The sequence below is a fragment of the Pseudomonas oryzihabitans genome (assembly GCF_032027545.1).
GTDB classification, from domain to species: Bacteria; Pseudomonadota; Gammaproteobacteria; order Pseudomonadales; family Pseudomonadaceae; genus Chryseomonas; species Chryseomonas oryzihabitans_F.
Genome location: NZ_JAVSJB010000002.1, coordinates 441,470 through 459,009 on the forward strand (window position 1 = coordinate 441,470; position 17,540 = coordinate 459,009).

Annotated in this window: 10 protein-coding genes; 7 read left to right on the top strand and 3 right to left on the bottom strand. The window is 66.8% G+C overall.

Annotated elements, in window-relative coordinates:
- Nucleotides 1–431 precede the first annotated feature (431 nt).
- From mqo to RND78_RS04520, 6 genes are all read left to right on the top strand, one after another.
- Nucleotides 432–2,078 (top strand): malate dehydrogenase (quinone), encoded by a 1,647-nt coding sequence (mqo, locus tag RND78_RS04495; RefSeq protein ID WP_059229922.1) that lies wholly within the window; start codon nt 432–434, stop codon nt 2,076–2,078.
- 256 nt (nt 2,079–2,334) lie between these two features.
- Nucleotides 2,335–4,974, top strand: a complete 2,640-nt coding sequence (locus RND78_RS04500; protein WP_312726412.1) for an MGH1-like glycoside hydrolase domain-containing protein — start codon at nt 2,335–2,337, stop codon at nt 4,972–4,974.
- A gap of 118 nt (nt 4,975–5,092) precedes the next feature.
- Complete coding sequence (locus tag RND78_RS04505; protein WP_312726415.1) at nt 5,093–6,475, top strand: diguanylate cyclase; 1,383 nt, start codon at nt 5,093–5,095, stop codon at nt 6,473–6,475.
- 175 nt (nt 6,476–6,650) lie between these two features.
- Nucleotides 6,651–7,070 (top strand): hypothetical protein, encoded by a 420-nt coding sequence (locus RND78_RS04510; protein WP_312726416.1) that lies wholly within the window; start codon nt 6,651–6,653, stop codon nt 7,068–7,070.
- Nucleotides 7,071–7,655: 585 nt separating this feature from the next.
- Complete coding sequence (locus RND78_RS04515; protein ID WP_312726417.1) at nt 7,656–9,467, top strand: ABC transporter ATP-binding protein; 1,812 nt, start codon at nt 7,656–7,658, stop codon at nt 9,465–9,467.
- Between the two features lie 65 nt (nt 9,468–9,532).
- Entirely contained in the window at nt 9,533–9,685 is a 153-nt protein-coding gene (locus RND78_RS04520; RefSeq protein ID WP_312726418.1) for a hypothetical protein, read from the top strand.
- Between the two features lie 326 nt (nt 9,686–10,011).
- Here RND78_RS04520 and treA read toward each other — a convergent pair whose 3' ends face one another.
- From treA to RND78_RS04535, 3 genes are all read right to left on the bottom strand, one after another.
- A complete protein-coding gene (gene treA / locus RND78_RS04525; RefSeq protein ID WP_312726419.1) occupies nt 10,012–11,658 on the bottom strand; it encodes an alpha,alpha-trehalase TreA in 1,647 nt (548 codons plus the stop codon).
- A gap of 99 nt (nt 11,659–11,757) precedes the next feature.
- Nucleotides 11,758–13,671: a PAS domain-containing sensor histidine kinase gene (locus RND78_RS04530; RefSeq protein ID WP_312726420.1), complete on the bottom strand. Its 1,914-nt coding sequence runs from the start codon at nt 13,669–13,671 to the stop codon at nt 11,758–11,760.
- 126 nt (nt 13,672–13,797) lie between these two features.
- Nucleotides 13,798–17,223 (bottom strand): AAA family ATPase, encoded by a 3,426-nt coding sequence (locus RND78_RS04535; RefSeq protein WP_312726421.1) that lies wholly within the window; start codon nt 17,221–17,223, stop codon nt 13,798–13,800.
- Between the two features lie 172 nt (nt 17,224–17,395).
- Here RND78_RS04535 and RND78_RS04540 point away from each other — a divergent pair, with 172 nt between their 5' ends.
- Nucleotides 17,396–17,533, top strand: a complete 138-nt coding sequence (locus RND78_RS04540; protein WP_312726423.1) for a hypothetical protein — start codon at nt 17,396–17,398, stop codon at nt 17,531–17,533.
- The last annotated feature ends 7 nt before the right edge of the window (nt 17,534–17,540 follow it).

Below are 17,540 nucleotides of genomic sequence, written 5' to 3' on the forward strand. Positions count from 1 at the left end.
CGGCGGCCCAGGAAAGGCCAGGCATCCAGCCAGCGAAGCGCCAGCATCGGCCGTGCGAACGCCCTTGGAAAGCGCCCTTCGGATCGGAAGCGATCCGGATTAGACCAAAGGCTAATAGCCAAATACGATTTATTCCGGGCTAGGCACGCGACACCCTTCCCTTTAAAATACCCGGCAACAAAAACGCATGCGCACGCAGCCGCTCCCGAGACCTTCGTCTTCGGTAAGCCGCCGCCTGAGCGCGTATCGCGTTTTTGCTCCGACCCTTCCGGTGACTCACGAGAGAAGGGCGGGGGGAGGGACAAGAACCTGCCCTTGCGTGTTCCGGCTGCATTCTGCCTTGCCCAGCGCACATCCACCCATGTGCCATGGTGCCGCACCGCACCGAAACTCGATAAGCAGACCCCAGCTTCTATCGATTGAGAGACCACATGTTGAAGAAAATGACTGGCGCGCTGCTCGGCGTGGCTATCGCTTCCGCCCTGGGCACCGCCCACGCGGACGACGTCAAGAAAGTCGACGTCCTGCTGATCGGCGGCGGCATCATGAGCAACACCCTGGGCATCTGGCTGAACGAGCTGGAGCCGAGCTGGACCATGGAAATGGTCGAGCGCCTGGACCAGGTCGCCGAAGAAAGCTCCAACGGCTGGAACAACGCCGGTACTGGCCACTCCGCCCTGGCCGAGCTGAACTACACCCCCGAAGACAAGGACGGCAAGGTCAGCATCTCCAAGGCCATCGAGATCAACGAGGCCTTCCAGGTGTCCCGCCAGTTCTGGTCCTGGCAGGTGAAGAACGGCGTCCTCAAGGACCCGAAGAGCTTCATCAACAGCACCCCGCATATGAGCTTCGTCTGGGGTGACGACAACATCGCCTTCCTCAAGAAGCGCTACGAAGCCCTCAAGGCCAGCCCGCTGTTCTCCGGCATGCAGTATTCCGAGGACCCGGCGCAGATCAAGCAGTGGGTCCCGCTGATGATGGAAGGCCGTGATCCCCAGCAGAAGGTCGCCGCCACCTGGAGCCCGCTGGGCACCGACGTGAACTTTGGCGAGATCACCCGCCAGTTCGCCGGCTACCTGCAGACCAAGCCCAACTTCAAGCTGAACCTGTCCAGCGAAGTCGAGAACATCACCCGCAATGCCGATGGCAGCTGGCGCGTTGAGTACAAGAACCTCAAGGACGGCAAGAAGACCGAGACCGACGCCAAGTTCGTCTTCATCGGCGCCGGCGGCGGTGCCCTGCACCTGCTGCAGAAGTCCGGCATCCCCGAAGCCAACGACTACGCCGGCTTCCCGGTGGGCGGTTCCTTCCTGGTCACCGACAATCCCGCGATCGCCCAGCAGCACCTGGCCAAGGCCTATGGCAAGGCCTCGGTCGGCGCGCCGCCGATGTCGGTCCCGCACCTGGACACCCGCATGCTCGATGGCAAGCGTGTGATCCTGTTCGGGCCCTTCGCCACCTTCTCCACCAAGTTCCTCAAGCAGGGCTCCTACCTCGACCTGCTGACCAGCACCAACACCCACAACGCCTGGCCGATGGTCCGCGTGGGCGTGGCCGAGTACCCGCTGGTGGAATACCTCGCCGGCCAGCTGATGCTGTCTGATGACGACCGCCTGGCGGCGCTGCGCGAATACTTCCCCAATGCCAAGAAGGAAGACTGGCGCCTGTGGCAGGCCGGTCAGCGTGTGCAGATCATCAAGCGTGACGCCGACAAGGGTGGCGTGCTGAAGCTGGGCACCGAGATCGTCGCGGCCAAGGACGGCAGCATCGCCGGCCTGCTGGGCGCCTCCCCGGGTGCCTCGACCGCCGCGCCCATCATGCTGAGCGTGCTGGAGAAGGTGTTCAAGGACAAGGTCGCCACACCCGAGTGGCAGGCCAAGCTGCACCAGATCGTGCCCAGCTACGGCACCAAGCTGAACAGCGATCCCGCGCGCGTGCAGCAGGAGTGGAACTACACCGCCGAGGTGCTGCAACTGGCTACCCCGCCGGTCGCCACCGCTGCCCAGAACGCCGATGCCAAGGCCACTGCCGGTGCCGCTCCGCGCGCGGAAAAGGCCGCCAACGACATGGCCCTCTGATCGCCTGTCGACCCGGCTCCCCCGCCGGGTCGCGTCGGACGCACGAGCCTCACCCCGATCCGGGCGTGGGGCTTTTTTTCGCCCCGGATCGGTCGCTGGGTACGCCAGGCGCAGTGCTGTGACGGAAACCGCAAGGACGTGAATTTTTCAGCGCCATCAGGCACTAAAAGTGCAACGACGCGCCAGCGAGAGCCTTTGCACGCCACAATGGTGTTCTATTCTCGAGCCCTAACCGTTACCTGACTCTGGAGACACGATGACGGCACATCCCGCCCCGGGCATCCTGCATACCCGTGAAGGCCAGCGCCTGGCCGACAGCGACGCCGCCGCCTGGCGCCAATGGGGGCCCTACCTGAGCGAACGCCAGTGGGCCACGGTCCGTGAAGACTACAGCGCCGACGGCGATGCCTGGCGCTACTTTCCCCACGATCATGCCCGCAGCCGTGCCTATCGCTGGGGCGAGGACGGTCTCGCCGGCTTCTGCGATCAGGCCCAACAATGGTGCCTGGGCATCGCCCTATGGAACGAACGCGACCCCTTCCTCAAGGAACGCCTGTTCGGCCTGACCAACGCCGAAGGCAACCACGGCGAGGACGTCAAGGAGCTCTACTTCTACCTCGACGGCGTGCCGAGCCATGCCTACCAGAAGATGCTCTACAAGTATCCCCATGCGGCCTTCCCCTATGCCCAACTGGTGGAAGAGAACGCCCGGCGCGGCCTGGAGGATCGCGAATACGAGATCCTCGATACCGGCGTCTTCGAGCAGGACCGCTACTTCGACGTCACCGTCGAGTACGCCAAGCACACCCCCGACGATATCCTCATGCGGGTGACGGTGGAGAACCGCGGCGCCGAACGGGCCCGCCTCCATGTGCTGCCGCAGGTTTGGTCGCGCAACACCTGGACCTGGACCGGCACCCCGCCGCGCTCCATGCTCAGCCTGGAAGGCGAGCAGGTCCGCGCCAGCTACTTCGACCGGCCCGATCTGGTCATCAGCGCCTGGGGCCCGCAGGACGTCGAGTGGCTGTTCTGCAACAACGAAACCAACCTGCCCCGCCTCACCGGCGAGCCCGCCGAGGGCCCCTTCAAGGACGGCATCAACGACTACGTGGTCAAGGGCGCCCGGGAAGCGGTCCGCCGTGACTTCGGCAGCAAGGCCGCAGCCCATTTCGCCGTGGAACTGGACGGCGGCGCCACGGCGGTGGTCTACCTGCGCCTGGCGCCCACCAGCGCCCTCGCGGTGGATGCCGAGGCGATCTTCGCCGAGCGCATCGCCGAGGCCGATGCCTTCTACGCCGCCCTGCAGGAAAAGATCGCCGACGCCGATGCCCGCCTGGTGCAGCGCCAGGCCCTGGCCGGCCTGCTGTGGTCCAAGCAGCTCTACTATTTCGAGGTCAACCGCTGGCTCAACGGCGATCCCGCACAGCCCACCCCGCCGAAGCAGCGCGAGAGCATCCGCAACGGCCATTGGCGGCACCTGCTCAACTTCGACATCGTCTCCATGCCGGACAAATGGGAATACCCCTGGTACGCCTCCTGGGACCTGGCCTTCCAGGCGGTGGCCTATGCCCTGATCGATCCCGGCTTCGCCAAGCAGCAACTGCTGCTGCTGGTGAAGGACAGGTTCATGCACCCCAACGGCCAGTTGCCGGCCTACGAGTGGAATTTCGAGGACGCCAACCCCCCCGTACACGCCTGGGCCACCTGGCACGTCTACCTGCAGGACAAATCCCTCACCGGCGTCGGCGACCGCGTCTTCCTCGAGCGGGTCTTCCATAAGCTACTGCTGAACTTTTCCTGGTGGATCAACCGCAAGGACGCCGAAGGTCGCAACATCTTCCAGGGCGGCTTCCTCGGCCTGGACAACATCGCCCTCTTCGACCGTTCCGCACCGCTGCCCCCGGGCTATCACCTGGACCAAGCCGACGGCACCGCCTGGATGGCCGCCTATGCCCTCGACCTGATGCGCATCGCCCTGGAGCTGGCCAAGGAAAACCCGGTCTACGTCGACCTCGGCATCAAGTTCTTCGAGCACTTCCTGCACATCGCCAACGCCATCAACCACAGCGACAACCGTGAGGACGGCCTCTGGGACGAGCAAGACGAATTCTTCTACGACGTCCTGCACAAGCCGGATGGCAGCGCCGAACCACTGCGCCTGAGGTCCATCGTCGGTCTCATCCCCCTGTTCGCCGTGCAGGTCCTGGAACAGCGCGAACACGAGGGCCTGCCCGGCCTGGGCGGGCGCCTGCGCGGCTTCCTGCGGCAGCGCCCGGATCTCGCCCGCCTGGTCTCCCGCTGGACCGAGCCCGGCCAGGGCAATAGATTCCTGCTGTCGCTGCTGCGCGGCCATCGCACCAAGCTGCTGCTCAAGCGCATGCTGGACGACGATGAATTCCTCTCGGACTACGGCATCCGCTCCCTGTCCAAGGCCCATGAGCAGCAGCCCTTCGAGATGCGCCAGGCCGACGGCAACCTGCTCAGCGCCCGTTACCAGCCGGCCGAGTCGGATTCGCGCCTGTACGGCGGCAACTCCAACTGGCGCGGTCCGCTGTGGATGCCGATCAACTACATGCTCATCGAGTCGCTGCACGAGTTCCACCGCTACTACGCCGACAACTTCTCGGTGGAGTACCCCAGCGGCTCGGGCTATCTGGCCAATCTGGAAGAGGTCGCCGAGGGTCTCAGCGGGCGCCTGACCCGACTCTTCCTCAAGGAGGCCGACGGCAAGCGGCCGAGCATGGTGGACTATCCGCAGTTGCAGAACGACCCGCGCGACCGTGACCTGGTCCTGTTCCACGAATACTTCCATGGAGAGAACGGGCGAGGCCTGGGCGCCTCGCACCAGACCGGCTGGAGCGCCCTGGTCGCGCTCCTGCTGCAACCGCGGCGATAGAAGGGCCCGGCGGGCTCGCCGTTGCGCAGATCTCGCTACGATTTGCGCAACGGGTGCGGCTTTCCTGGCCGGGCATGGGTACTATGCTCCAGACAGGACACCGTTCTCGCGAGCTCGCATGACCCCATTCGACGACGCCCGACGTCTCCACGCCCTGAGTGAGCTGCGGATTCTCGACAGTGGCGCGGAGTCCGCCTACGAGGATCTCGTGGCCTTGGCTTGCCAGCTCACCCGGGCACCGGTGGCCTTCGTCACCCTGGCCGATCGGGAACGGCTCTGGTTCAAGGCCTGCCAGGGCCTGGTGATGAACGAGGTTCCAGCCGAGTCTTCACTGTGTCACCTGGCGATCCTCACGCCTCGCCAGCCCTTCATCGTGGAAGACCTGCGCAGCGATCCCCGTGTCGCCCACCTCGCGGTGGCGCCAGGGATGGAGAGGATGCGGGCCTACCTGGGGGTACCCCTGCTCGCCCCCCAGGGCATCGCCCTCGGCACGCTCTGCGTACTGGACGACCGGGTACGGCGCTTCGAGACCGACCAGATCGAGAGCCTGCAGCGCCTGGCACGGCAAATCATGCTATTGCTGCAGCAGCGGGAAACCCTGAATCGGCTGGAAGAGCTGGATATCAATTTTTCCGCCTTCATGAACAATGGCCCCTTCGTCGCCTACATCAAGGATCGCGACTGGCACTACTCCTATGTCAACGAACCTTGCCTGCAACAGCTGGGGCTGACGCGCGACGACATTCTCGGCAAGGACGACTTCGCCCTCTGGCCGGAGGCCGCGCCCCGCCTGCGCGAGATGGACGAACAGGTGATGCGCGAACTCAAGCCGAGCCGGCAGATCGAGCGCCTCGTCACCCCGGATGGCCGCTGCTTCTTCTGGCAGTCCTACAAGTTTCCTCTGGCAACGCGCCACGGCATCGCCCTGGCCGGCCTCTCGGTGGACGTCACCGAACATATCGAGCAGCAGCACCTGCTGGAAGCCTCCCAGCAGCAATTGCTAGACATGATGCAGGCCGCCGAGCAGCGGAGCGTCACGGATGCCTTGACCGGCCTTTACAATCGTCGCGCCTTCGACCTGCACCTGGCGGAACAGCTCCAGCGCGCTGAGGAAGGTGCCCTGCCCCTGTCCATGCTGTTGATCGACGTGGATCACTTCAAGGCCTACAACGACGCCCATGGGCACCAGGCAGGTGACACTGCCCTGCAGGACATCAGCCGCCTGCTGCTGCAGAGTTGCCGGGATGGCGACGCCAGCTTCCGCTACGGCGGCGAGGAATTCGCCATCCTGCTACCGGGTGCCGATGGCGTGGCTGCCCAGCAGGTGGCCGAGCGTTGTCGCCTGGTGGTGGCTCAGCATCCCTGGCCACGCCGCCCGATCACTCTGAGTCTTGGCGTGGCGACCCATCAACCTGGCATGACCGCCTACGACCTCACCGAGGCAGCCGACCAGGCGCTTTACGCGGCCAAGGCCGCGGGGCGCAATCGAGTGGCTGGCTGAGTGTCACGGCACCCCTTGGTAGTGATTCTGTACCGCGCCAGTCTTGCCATCCAAAAACCAGAGGCCCTCCGGTGACTGCTTGACCACGTCGCATTCCCGCGCATATCCAGGCGAATCTATGCAGACTTGTCCGTCGGCTACCTGCCAACGCTCAACGAACCGCCGTGCGCCCAGGATGAAGACATTGGTGCCATCGGCATTGAAGGTCTGGGTGACGGTTTCTCCCCGCTGGTTTCGCCTACTCAGGGTTTTCCCGATGATGGCGGCCCGAATGCCCGCATCGTCCAGCGTCCCGGCGTTAGGCGGCGGTTACTGCGCTGGGCGCGCATTGACGGCGCAGGCCGCAGTCAACAGGAGAGCCAGGACGAGCGAAAGGGTCGATAGCGGGCGCCTGGCGAAGATCTCCAAGGAAGAGTCCGCACTGTGCTGCCTGGTCCAGGCATCGCGCATCCTCCAAATGAAGGATGCGCGACAGCAGAAAACAAAAAACCCGCCGAAGCGGGTTCTCTGTTGCGACCATCCCAACGTCCTGTCAGGCGCCATCCTGGCCTGGTCATCATCCTTGACCTCTGAGCTGCACATCCTGCGCGGCTGATGGAGGTAGATTACGCAGTCCACGCCGGAGCGAATAGGGCCAGGTGACACCACCTCGTGTAAGCCTTTCGCTATTCCATCGCGCAAGCCAAGGAACGGCGGAACGCCAGGCAACAAAAAACCCGCCGAAGCGGGTTCTCTGTTGCGACCATCCCAACGTCCTGTCAGGCGCCATCCTGGCCTGGTCATCGTCCTTGACCTCTGAGCTGCGCGTCCTGCGCGGCTGATGGAGGTAGACTACGCAGTCCGCACCGGAGCGAATAGGGTCAGGTGACAGCACCTCGTGTAAGCCTTTCGCTATTCCATCGTGCAAGCCAAGGAACGGCGGAACGCCAGGCAACAAAAAACCCGCCGAAGCGGGTTCTCTGTTGACCATCCCAACATCCTGTCAGGAGCCGTCCTGGCCTGGTCATCGTCCTTGACCTCTGAGCTGCGCTTCCTGCGCGGCTGATGGGAGTAGATTACGCAGCCCGCTCCGGGGCGAATAGGGCCAGGTGATAGCAGTCCATGTAAGCCTTTTGCCATACCGCCGGGAACGTCGTGCCCGGCACCCCCACTAACGCTGACCTCCTTCGAAGATCTCCGCATGGCCCTGTCCACCTCCTTCGCCATCGTCCAACTGCAGATGCGCCGCGCGGCCCGCCTGGTCTGGAGCACCTCGCCCGTCCTGCTGATCGGGCTGGTACTGGCCACCCTGGTGGCGGGTCTGCTGCCGGCGCTGGCGGCCTGGCTGGGGCAGCGCATCGTCGATGCGGTAGTGGCGGCCATGCGGCTACACGCCGAGCAAGGCCAGGCTCCGCTCTGGCCAGTACTGAAGTTCGTCCTGGCCGAGGCCGGGGTGCTGGCGGCCCTCGCCGCGGCGCAACGACTCCTGTCGGTGCAGCAATCCTTGTTGCGGGTGCGCCTGGGGCAAACGGTCAACCTGCTGATCCTGGAAAAGGCCCAGACCCTGTCGCTGGCGCAGTTCGAGGATGCCGACTTCTACGACAAGCTGGTGCGGGCGCGGCGCGAGGCCTCGGTACGGCCACTGGCCCTGGTGACCAAGTCCCTGACCTTGCTGCAGAACCTCATCTCCCTGGTGAGCTTCGCCGTGCTGCTGGTGCACTTCTCGCCGTGGGCCTTGCTCCTGCTGGTGGTGGGTGCCCTGCCGGTGTTCCTCGCCGAGGCGCGCTTCTCGGGTGATGCCTTCCGCCTGTTCAGTCGCCGCGCGCCCGAGACCCGCCGCCAGACCTACCTGGAAACGCTGCTCTCCCATGAAGCCTATATCAAGGAGGTCAAGCTGTTCGGCCTCGCACCGCTGCTGCTGGAGCGCTATCGCAGCACCTTCGCCAAGCTCTATGCCGAGGACCGGCGTCTCACCCTGAGGCGCGACGGCTGGGGCTTCGTCTTCGGCCTGCTGGGCACCCTGGCCTTCTACGTCGCCTATGCCTGGGTGGTGCTGGACACCGTGCGCGGTCGCCTGAGCCTGGGCCAGATGACCCTCTACCTCACCCTGTTCCGCCAGGGCCAGGCAGCGGTCAGCGCCAGCCTTACCGCCCTCGGCGGGCTCTACGAGGATAGCCTCTACCTGAGCAATCTCTACGACTACCTTGGCCAGCCGACTACCGCCGAGGGAGGCAGCCTGACCGCGGGCAGCCAGCCCGGCGACGGCCTAAGATTCGAGGGGGTCGGCTTCACCTACCCGGGCGCCACGACAGCGACTCTGAAGGACATCAGCTTTCACCTGGCACCGGGCCAGAGCCTGGCGCTGGTGGGCGCCAACGGCTCGGGCAAGACCACCCTGATCAAGCTGCTGACTCGCCTCCATGCGCCGACCCAGGGGCGCATCCTGCTCGATGGCAGCGACCTGCAGGACTGGCAGCCGGCGGCCCTGCACCGGCGCATCGGGGTGATCTTCCAGGACTTCATCCGCTACCAGCTGACCGCCGGGGAAAACCTGGGCGTGGGTGATACGGCCGCCTTCGCCGACGAGGCACGCTGGCACAAGGCGGCGGCCCAGGGGCTGGCCGACGAGGTCATCGCCGGCTTGCGCGAGGGCTACCAGACGCAACTCGGCCGCTGGTTCATGGGTGGGCAGGAGCTGTCCGGCGGGCAGTGGCAGAAGATTGCCCTGTCGCGGGCCTATATGCGTGAGGAGGCCGACATCCTGGTGCTGGACGAACCCACCGCCGCGCTGGATGCCGCCGCCGAAGCGGTGATCTTCGAACGCTTCCGCGCCCAGGCGCAGCAGCGCATGACCCTGCTGATCTCACACCGTTTCTCCAGCGTGCGCAACGCCGACCAGATCCTGGTACTGGAAGACGGCGAGATCCGCGAGCGAGGGGATCACGAGCAGTTGCTGGCCGGTGGTGGCCGCTATGCCCAGCTGTTCGACCTGCAGGCGCGGGGCTATCGCTGATCGCCGGTGGCGAACTTCGCATGGAGGTCCCTGCCCAACGCTTAACAACCATTCGCGGAGGCCACATGAACGATCAGATCAAGGAAAACCCCGACGACCTGGACATCGATCCGGACATCGCACCCGATCCCGAAGAGCCCGTAGGCGAGGATCCGGCAGACAAGCCGGTCGAGGAGCGCCTGCCGCAGAAGAATCCACGCAATCCGGAGTACAGCTGATGAACGTCATCATGCCGCTGCCAGAGGATGAAGATCCCGACGGCCTGCACCCGGCGGAGCTGCCCGCCGACGAAGACGATGCGCCACCGGTGGATCCGCTGTGATCCAGGGATACCCAGTTCGATCTGCACGCAGCTTGGTTTCCCTCACCCCAGCCCTCTCCCAAGGGGAGAAGGGGCGGATTCTGTGGCAGCAATGACCCTGCACCCAGGGTCAGCTACGAAAAGCTGATCGGTGGGTTACGGGACAAGACTGAGCACCGCAGAACCAACCGTACTCACCACCCCCTCACGAAAAGGTCCGCCATAGCGGACCTTTTCCTTGGCTCACTGCGCGCCGGATTGCGGCTTGCCGTAGAGTTCGAGCAGCTTGAGCGTCACGCCATTGGTCCAGCCGAAGCCGTCCTGCAGTTCGTACTCGCCGCCGCCACCGCCTGAGCCACCGGTAAGGTCGTACTTCTCCACCAGCTTCTGCTCGCGGGCATAGAGGTTCTGCACCTGGGTGAGGAAGCGGGTGCCGATGTCCTCGGCCAGCTTGTTCTGCCGGTAGCGACGCAGGCCGTCGACGGCAACCCATTGCAGCGGTGCCCAGCCGTTGGGTTCGTCCCACTGCTGGCCGGTCTTGACCGTGGTGGTGGCGATGCCGCCCGGACGCAGCAACTGGTTCGCGACCGTGGCCGCGGTCTGGTCGGCGCTGCTCTGGCTGGCGAGACCGACGAACAGCGGGAACAGGGCGGCAGCGGTGACCTTGTCGGTACGGCGTTTGGCCTGCCAGTCGAAGTCGGTGTAGTAGCCGGCCGGATTCCACAGGTAGCGGTCGATGGCCTGTTGGCGGGTCCTGGCCTTCTGGCTGTAGGCCTGGACGCAGCTGGCTTCGCCGGTCTTCTCGCAGGCCTTGGCGATGGTCTGTTCCAGGTGATACAGCAGGCTGTTCAGGTCCACCGGGGCGATGGCGGTGGTGCGGATGGTCGCCAGGGTCTTGCCGTCGCCGAGCCAGCGCGAGGAGAAGTCCCAGCCGCTCTCGGCGCCGGCGCGCAGGTCGCGATAGACCTCGCCAGCGGGACGGCCCCTGGCCTGGGCAGCGGTGGCCAGGTCTTCCATGTAGGACTCCTGGCGCGGCGTGTCGCTGGCGTCCCAGTAGCGATTGAGCAGGGTGCCATCGGCCAGCTTGACCACGTGGGCATTGGCCTGGCCAGCCTGGAGCCCCTGGGCGCCGGCCATCCAGTAGGCGTATTCCTTCTGTAGCTGCGGCAGGTAGCGGCGATAGGCCGAGTCACCTTCCAGGCTGGCCTGGAGGTCGACCATGTAGGCGAAGAACGGCGGTTGCGAGCGGCTCAGGTAGTAGCTGCGATTGCCGTTGGGGATGTGGCCGTACACATCGATCTCGTTGGCGAAGTTGTCCACCATGTCGCGGACCAGGTCGGTGCGACCATCCTTGGCCAGGCCCAGCAGGGTGAAGTAGGAATCCCAGTAGTAGACCTCGCGGAAGCGACCGCCAGGGACCACGTAGGGTTTGGGCAACGGCAGCAGGCTGCTGTAGGCCGGCACCTCTTCGTAGTGGCGGGTGAGCACCGGCCAGAGGTCCTTCACGTGGGTGGGCAGGTCCGCGCCGGCCTTGGGTGGGTCGGCCTTGATCGGCGCGGATTCCTCGAAGTTGGCGGCGACGAAGGCCTTGAGGTCGAAGCCGGGCTGGTCGCGTTGCGCCAGGAAGTCGCGGCGGATGTCCGCAGGGTTGCGCTTGGGCAGGGCGTCGACGAAATGCTTCTGGTCGCTGAACAGCTTGCCCTGTTGCACCGCGACGAACAGCTCGGGATAGGCCTGGTCCGGCGGCACGGCGCGGGCGCTGCTGGCGTCGCGCCAACTCCAGGTCGGGGTTTCCGGCTTGCCGGCCTCGTGGGCGCAGGCGGCGAGGAAGGCGATGGACAGGGACAGGACGAGCATCCGCGCGGGCGGCGCAGGTGGCAGGCGTTTCATGAAGCGCTCCTTTTCTTGTCGACACGACAGCAGTCGCAACGGGCGTTGCGACACGAAAGGATCGACCCTGGAGGGCCGCGACAGTTCGCCGCGTGCGGCTCAGACGCCTGGGCGCAGTCGCTTCACGCAGCGCGCCAGTTCGTCCAGGCCGAAGGGCTTGCCGATGAGTTCGACGCCCTCCTCGGCCAGCTCCGGCAGCATCGCCGGATCGGCCTGACCGGACAGGTAGAGCACCGGCAAGCCGGGGGTGGTGGCGCGCGCCTGTTCGGCCAGTTGCCGGCCATCCAGCCCGGACAGGCCGAGGCTGGTCACCAGCAGGTCGATGCGCAGGCTGCCCGAGGCGATGAGGGCGACGGCCGTGGTGCTGTCGCTCACCGCCAGGGGGGTGTAGCCCAGCTCGGCGAGGGCCTCGCTGATGATCACCCGCACCTCCCGCTCCTCCTCGACGATCAGGGCGCAGTCACCGGACACCTCGAGCAGCTCCGAGCCTTCGGTAGCGTGGGGAGCGATGGTCACGATGGGCTCTGCCAGCAGGCGCGGCAGATAGAGACCGATGCAGGTACCCTCGCCCAGCACCGAATGGATTTCCACCTGGCCACCCGACTGCCGGACGAAACCATAGATCATCGACAGCCCGAGGCCGGTACCGCGACCACTGGGCTTGGTGGTGAAGAAGGGCTCGCAGGCGCGCTTGAGGGTGTCGGCGTCCATCCCGGTGCCGGTGTCGCAGACCTGGATACGGACGAAGTCGCCCTCCAGCGTCTCGCCCGACAGGCCGACGCTCAGGGGGCCTTGGACGTTTTCCACGCGAATGCTCAGGCTGCCACCCTCGGACATGGCGTCCCGGGCATTGATGGCGAGGTTGAGGATGGCGTTTTCCAGCTGGTGCGGATCGCAGTGCAACAGCCAGAGATCCTGTTCCAGTTGGACCTCCTTGCGGATCTTGCGGCCCAGGCTGTGGCGCAGCAGTTCGTGCATGCCCTGGACCAGCTGGCCGGCGTCCACCGGCCGGGGCTCCAGCACCTGGCGCCGGGCGAAGGCCAAGAGGCGCTGGGTCAGGGCCGCCGCGTTCTCCGCCGAGCGGGTGGCGGTATCCAGGTAGCGCTCCAGCTCCTGGATACGCCCCTGCTGCACCCGCCGCCGCATCAGGTCGAGCGAGCCGACGATGCCGGTGAGCAGGTTGTTGAAGTCGTGGGCGATGCCACCGGTGAGTTGGCCGATGGCCTCCATCTTCTGCGCCTGGCGCAGCTCTTCCTCCAGCGCCACCAGCTCCTGGCTGCGCACCTCGATGCGGTCTTCGAGGTTGCGATTGAGTTCGTCCAGCGCCTCGCGGGCCTGCACGGTTTCGGTGACGTCGCGGGAGATGGAGAGGAACTGCAGGGGGTTGCCGTCATCGTCGAGAATCGGCGTGACCACCACGTCCCACCAGCGGCGCGTGCCCTTGGCGGTGGGGGCCAGCCCGGTGAAGCGCCCGGTGCCGCCCTGGCGCGCCGCCTCGATGGAGGCGAACACCTCATGACGCTGCGCCTCGGGCCAGAGTTCGGCCCACAGGCGACCCTGGAACGGCAGGAAGTCGTCGATCTCCATCACCACCAGACCACCCGGGTTCATGTATTCCAGGCGCCCTTCGAGGTCGATCAGCTTGATGCAGTCGACGCTGCAGACCATGACACTGCGCTTGAAGGCCTCCCCCTGCCAGAGCTCGGCTTCGTGACGGCGCTGCGCGGTGACGTCGAGCAGCACGCCGCCGCCCTCGCGCCGTTGGAACTGCAGGTAGCGCACCTGGCCATCCCGCCCCAGGCGCCGGGCCTCCCAGCAGTCGCCCGGTGCGGGCAACAAGCCTGCAGGAGCCTCGTTCCCGCTCCGCAGTTCCGCCAGCAGTTCGGCCAGCGGTATGCCCTGGGCGAGCCGTTCGACATCCCGCTCCAGCATGGCCGCACAGGCCGCGTCGCCGCGCCATTCGGCACGGGTGGAGTCATATTCGAACAGTCCGACGGCAAGGAACTGGGGCATGGTAGCTAAGAGGCCGGTAGGGGAAAGAGACGTCACCGAGAAGCGACGTGCGGGCCAAACCTGTCTAAGTTAACAGTTTCGACGTTTCGCTTCGCTGGCCTTCGACCACGGTGCTGGAAAAAATACTCATTCGTCGGTGTTTTTCTCCACCGCGTAGCGCCGGTCCAGGCCGCTGTGCCCCAGGCCGACGCCCTTGCGCACCCTGAGCTGCACCGGGATCCGTTCCTTGAGCGCCTCCACGTGGCTGATGATGCCGATGGTCTTGCCGCCGGCATTGAGCTGGTCCAGGGCATCGAGGGCGACCTCCAGGGTCTCGCCGTCGAGGGTGCCGAAGCCTTCGTCGAGGAACAGCGAATCGATGCCGGTGCGCTGGCTGACCAGGTCCGACAGCGCCAGGGCCAGGGCCAGGCTGACCAGGAAGCTCTCGCCGCCCGACAGGGTGCGGATGTCGCGCAGGGCATCGGCCTGCCAGGTGTCGAGGATCTGCAGCTCCAGTTCCGCCGCCTGCCGACGGATCAGCTGGTAACGACCGTGCAGGCGCTGGAGCTGCCCATTGGCCAGGTGCACCAGGTGATCCAGGGTCAGCCCCTGGGCGAACTTGCGGAACTTGGCGCCATCGGCCGAGCCGATCAGGCCGTTGAGGTGCTGCCAGAGATCATGGTCGCGCTCCTGGGCAGCGATCTCCGCCAGCAGCGCCTGCAGGCCCTCGCGACGGCGTTCGTCATCGCGCAGCACGGCACCCACCTCCCCCAGGCGTTGGCCCAGGGTGCGCAATTCGGCGCTGGCGGCGGCCAGCTCGGCATCCAGTTCGGCGGCGGATGTTTCGGTGAGCGGCTGCGCGCCCAGGGCGGCATGGTGCTGCCGGGCGGCACCGGCAAGGGCGCGGGCCTCGGTCAGGGTGGTATCCAGGCGCGCCAGTTCGGTGCCCAGGGCGTCGCGCTCCGCTTCGTCCAGTTGCGCGGCGCTCCAGGCGTCGACATCGGTGAAGGCGCTGGCGGCCAGGGCCGTCTCCCAGCGGGCGCCGGCTTCCTCGGCCAGCCGCGCTTCCCGGTCCAGTCGCTCGGCCAGCGACAGCCGCGTGCCCTGCAGCGCCGCGCCCTGCTCGCGACAGTCCTCCCAGGCCGTGGTGGCCTCGGCCAGCACGGTCGCCGCCGCGCTCGGGTCGACCGGCGCCGCGGTGATCCCCGCCGCCCGTTCGCGCCAGGTCTCCAGCAGCGGCGCCAGGGCCGCCAGGCGCTGCTCTCCGTCGCGCAGGCCCTGCTGCAGTTCCTGGGCGCGCTGGCGGTCGGCCTGCCAGGTACGCCATTCCTGGTCACGTTGGGCCAGCCACTCGGCGGCGCGACTGGGCAGCTCGTAGCCGGCGGCGGCGAGGTCCGCGGTAAGCTGCCGCTCGGCCTCGGTCTGCTGGCGCTGCGCCTCCTGCAGTTCCTGCGTACCTTCAGCCAGGCCCTGGCGGGCACGTTCCCAGGCCGCCTCGGCCAGGGCCAGGCGCTGTTCGGCATCGGCCTGTTGGCGCGCCGCGCGCTGGGCTTCGTGACGGCTCTCCTCACCCTGCTGGCGCAGGCCGTCCAGGGTGGCCAACACCTGCTGGATGCGGGCCAACTCGGCGTCCTGCCGACGGCGCAGCTCGGCCACCGCACCGGGTGCCTCGGGATCGGCGCCCAGGGCCACGCAGCGCTGGCGCCAGAGTTCGCCCAGTTGCTCCAGCTGCTGGCCGGCATCGGCCTGCTGTTCGCTGGTCTGGTCGAGTTGCGTCTTGAGTGCCACCAGGGTTTCGCCCAGTTCCCTGCCCTCCTGGGTCAGGCGCTCCAGCTCGGTCTTGGCGTCCTGCAGGGCGGTCTGGGTGGCCGAGACGTCCAGGGCGGCGTAGTCGGCCACCGCCGGATGCTCGCGCGAGCCGCACAGCGGGCAGGGTTCATGCGGGCGCAGTTCGGCGCGCTGGGCCTCCAGGCTGCGGATGACCCGCTCCTGTTCAAGCAGCTTCTCCCGCTCGCGAACCTGCTGGGCCACCTCGCGATAGCGACCGCGCAAGGCGTCCAACCGCACCTGCTGCTCGCCATGCTGGCGCTGGCGCTCGCCCTGGCTGCGCGCCAGGCGCTCCAGCTGCGTCTGCAACTGACGGCGGCGCTCGACCAGTTGGTCCAATTGGTCGACTTCGTTGACCCGCCCGAGCGCCGCCTGCCAGAGACCGCGCCAGGCCTTTTCGTCGCGGCCGTCCAGGGCGGCCTGCCAGCGCTCGACCTGGGCCTGCTCCGCGGCCTGGGCCTGGGCCGCCTGGTCGCGCGCCCGATGCACCGCTACCTGCTGGGCCTCGCGCTCCTCGGCCAGCAGTTGCAGTTGGCGCGTCTGTTCCTCCTGGCGCCGGGTGAGCCGCGCGAGGGTGTCGGCGCGCTCGTCACGCAGAGCCAGCCGGCTGCGCCAGTCACCCAGGCGCTCGCCCAGCTCGGCATGGCGGGTCCGCTCGGCCAGGCTGGCGGCCAGGCGTTGCTGCTCGTCGAGTGTATGTGCCTGCTGCGTCTCGGCCTGGCGCCACTGTTCAAGGCTGGCACCCAGCGCCTGGCCCAGGGCGGCTTCGCGGCGAGCGGTCAGGGCCTGGAGGCGCTGGTCGAGTTGCGTCAGTTCGTCACGACTCTGGCGCTCGCGCGCCTGGGCCTCGCGCCAGGCCTGCTCGACCGGCAACAGGCGCGCCGCCGGCTCGGCCGCCGCCAGGCGCTGGCGCCGGGGCTCGGCGGCGTCCCAGATCTGCTGGGCCTCGGCCAGGCGAGACTCGGCCGTCTGCGCCGCGGTCGCCGCCTGCTCCAGCGCAGCGAGCCACTGGCGTTGCGCCTGCCAGGTCGCCAGTTGCTCGCCCAGCTGCACCTCGCGTGCCGCCAGGCTGGCGCCCTCGGCGGTCAGCGCCTGGCGGCGCTCGTCATCCAGGACCTCGACCCCGGCGACGCGCTGGCGCAAGCCTTCCAACACCACCTTGGCTTCCCGCGCCCGCTCGAACACCCGCTGGGAGATCTGCCCGTACACCGCCGTACCGGTCAGCTCCTCCAGCAATTCCGCGCGCTGGCTGGCGCTGGCCTCCAGGAAGGCGGCGAAACCGCCCTGGGCCAGCAGCATGGAACGGGTGAAGCGTTCGAAATCCAGGCCGGTCAGCTCTTCGGTCAGGCGCAGCTTGTCGCCGGTCTTCTCGGCGAGGATGCTGCCGTCCAGCTTGGCCAGCTCGACCTTGGGCGGTTGCAGGGCGCCATTGGCCTGGTCACGGGCCCGGCGCTGGCTCCAGAAGGCCCGATAGCGCTCGCCACGCACGGCGAATTCCACCTCGGCGAGGCAGTCGCCGGTATGGCGAGTCATGAGTTCGTTGCTCTCGCCGCCCACCTTGCTCATGCGCGGGGTGCGGTGATAGAGCGCCAGGCAGATGGCATCCAGCAGGGTGGTCTTGCCCGCCCCGGTGGGCCCGGTGATGGCGAACAGGCCGCTGCTGGCGAAGGGTTCGGCGGTGAAGTCGATCTTCCACTCACCCTTGAGGGAATTGAGGTTCTTCAGGCGCAGGGTGAGGATCTTCATCGGGCTTTTCCAGGACGACTCGGCGAACCGCCAATTCTGGCATTGTTGCGCCCGCTCGCCCATGGCAACCGACCACTCGACCTATGGGGGTGCCCGCCGCTGAACTTGCCTCCGCTGCGGCTCTCAACTGCAAGGTATAGCTCTGCAACCTCGTATCCCGGGAGGATTCGTCGTGCGCTCGCCTCTTTCCCCCTTCGATTTTCTCGGTATGCCCCTCCTGATCGGCCTGGGTATCTTGGCGTTGGTCAGTTGCAGCGGCGGGCACCGGGTCGCCGCGCTGGTGCAGCCGCTGACTACCTGGTTGGTATAGGTTTGGC

What these genes read in the sequence shown, in the direction of transcription:
- RND78_RS04530 (WP_312726420.1), bottom strand. Translation starts at nt 13,671, where the DNA reads ATGCCCCAGTTCCTTGCCGTCGGACTGTTCGAATATGACTCCACCCGT.
- RND78_RS04535 (WP_312726421.1), bottom strand. Translation starts at nt 17,223, where the DNA reads ATGAAGATCCTCACCCTGCGCCTGAAGAACCTCAATTCCCTCAAGGGT.
- treA (WP_312726419.1), bottom strand. Translation starts at nt 11,658, where the DNA reads ATGAAACGCCTGCCACCTGCGCCGCCCGCGCGGATGCTCGTCCTGTCC.
- RND78_RS04515 (WP_312726417.1), top strand. Translation starts at nt 7,656, where the DNA reads ATGGCCCTGTCCACCTCCTTCGCCATCGTCCAACTGCAGATGCGCCGC.
- RND78_RS04500 (WP_312726412.1), top strand. Translation starts at nt 2,335, where the DNA reads ATGACGGCACATCCCGCCCCGGGCATCCTGCATACCCGTGAAGGCCAG.
- RND78_RS04520 (WP_312726418.1), top strand. Translation starts at nt 9,533, where the DNA reads ATGAACGATCAGATCAAGGAAAACCCCGACGACCTGGACATCGATCCG.
- RND78_RS04510 (WP_312726416.1), top strand. Translation starts at nt 6,651, where the DNA reads ATGAAGACATTGGTGCCATCGGCATTGAAGGTCTGGGTGACGGTTTCT.
- RND78_RS04505 (WP_312726415.1), top strand. Translation starts at nt 5,093, where the DNA reads ATGACCCCATTCGACGACGCCCGACGTCTCCACGCCCTGAGTGAGCTG.
- mqo (WP_059229922.1), top strand. Translation starts at nt 432, where the DNA reads ATGTTGAAGAAAATGACTGGCGCGCTGCTCGGCGTGGCTATCGCTTCC.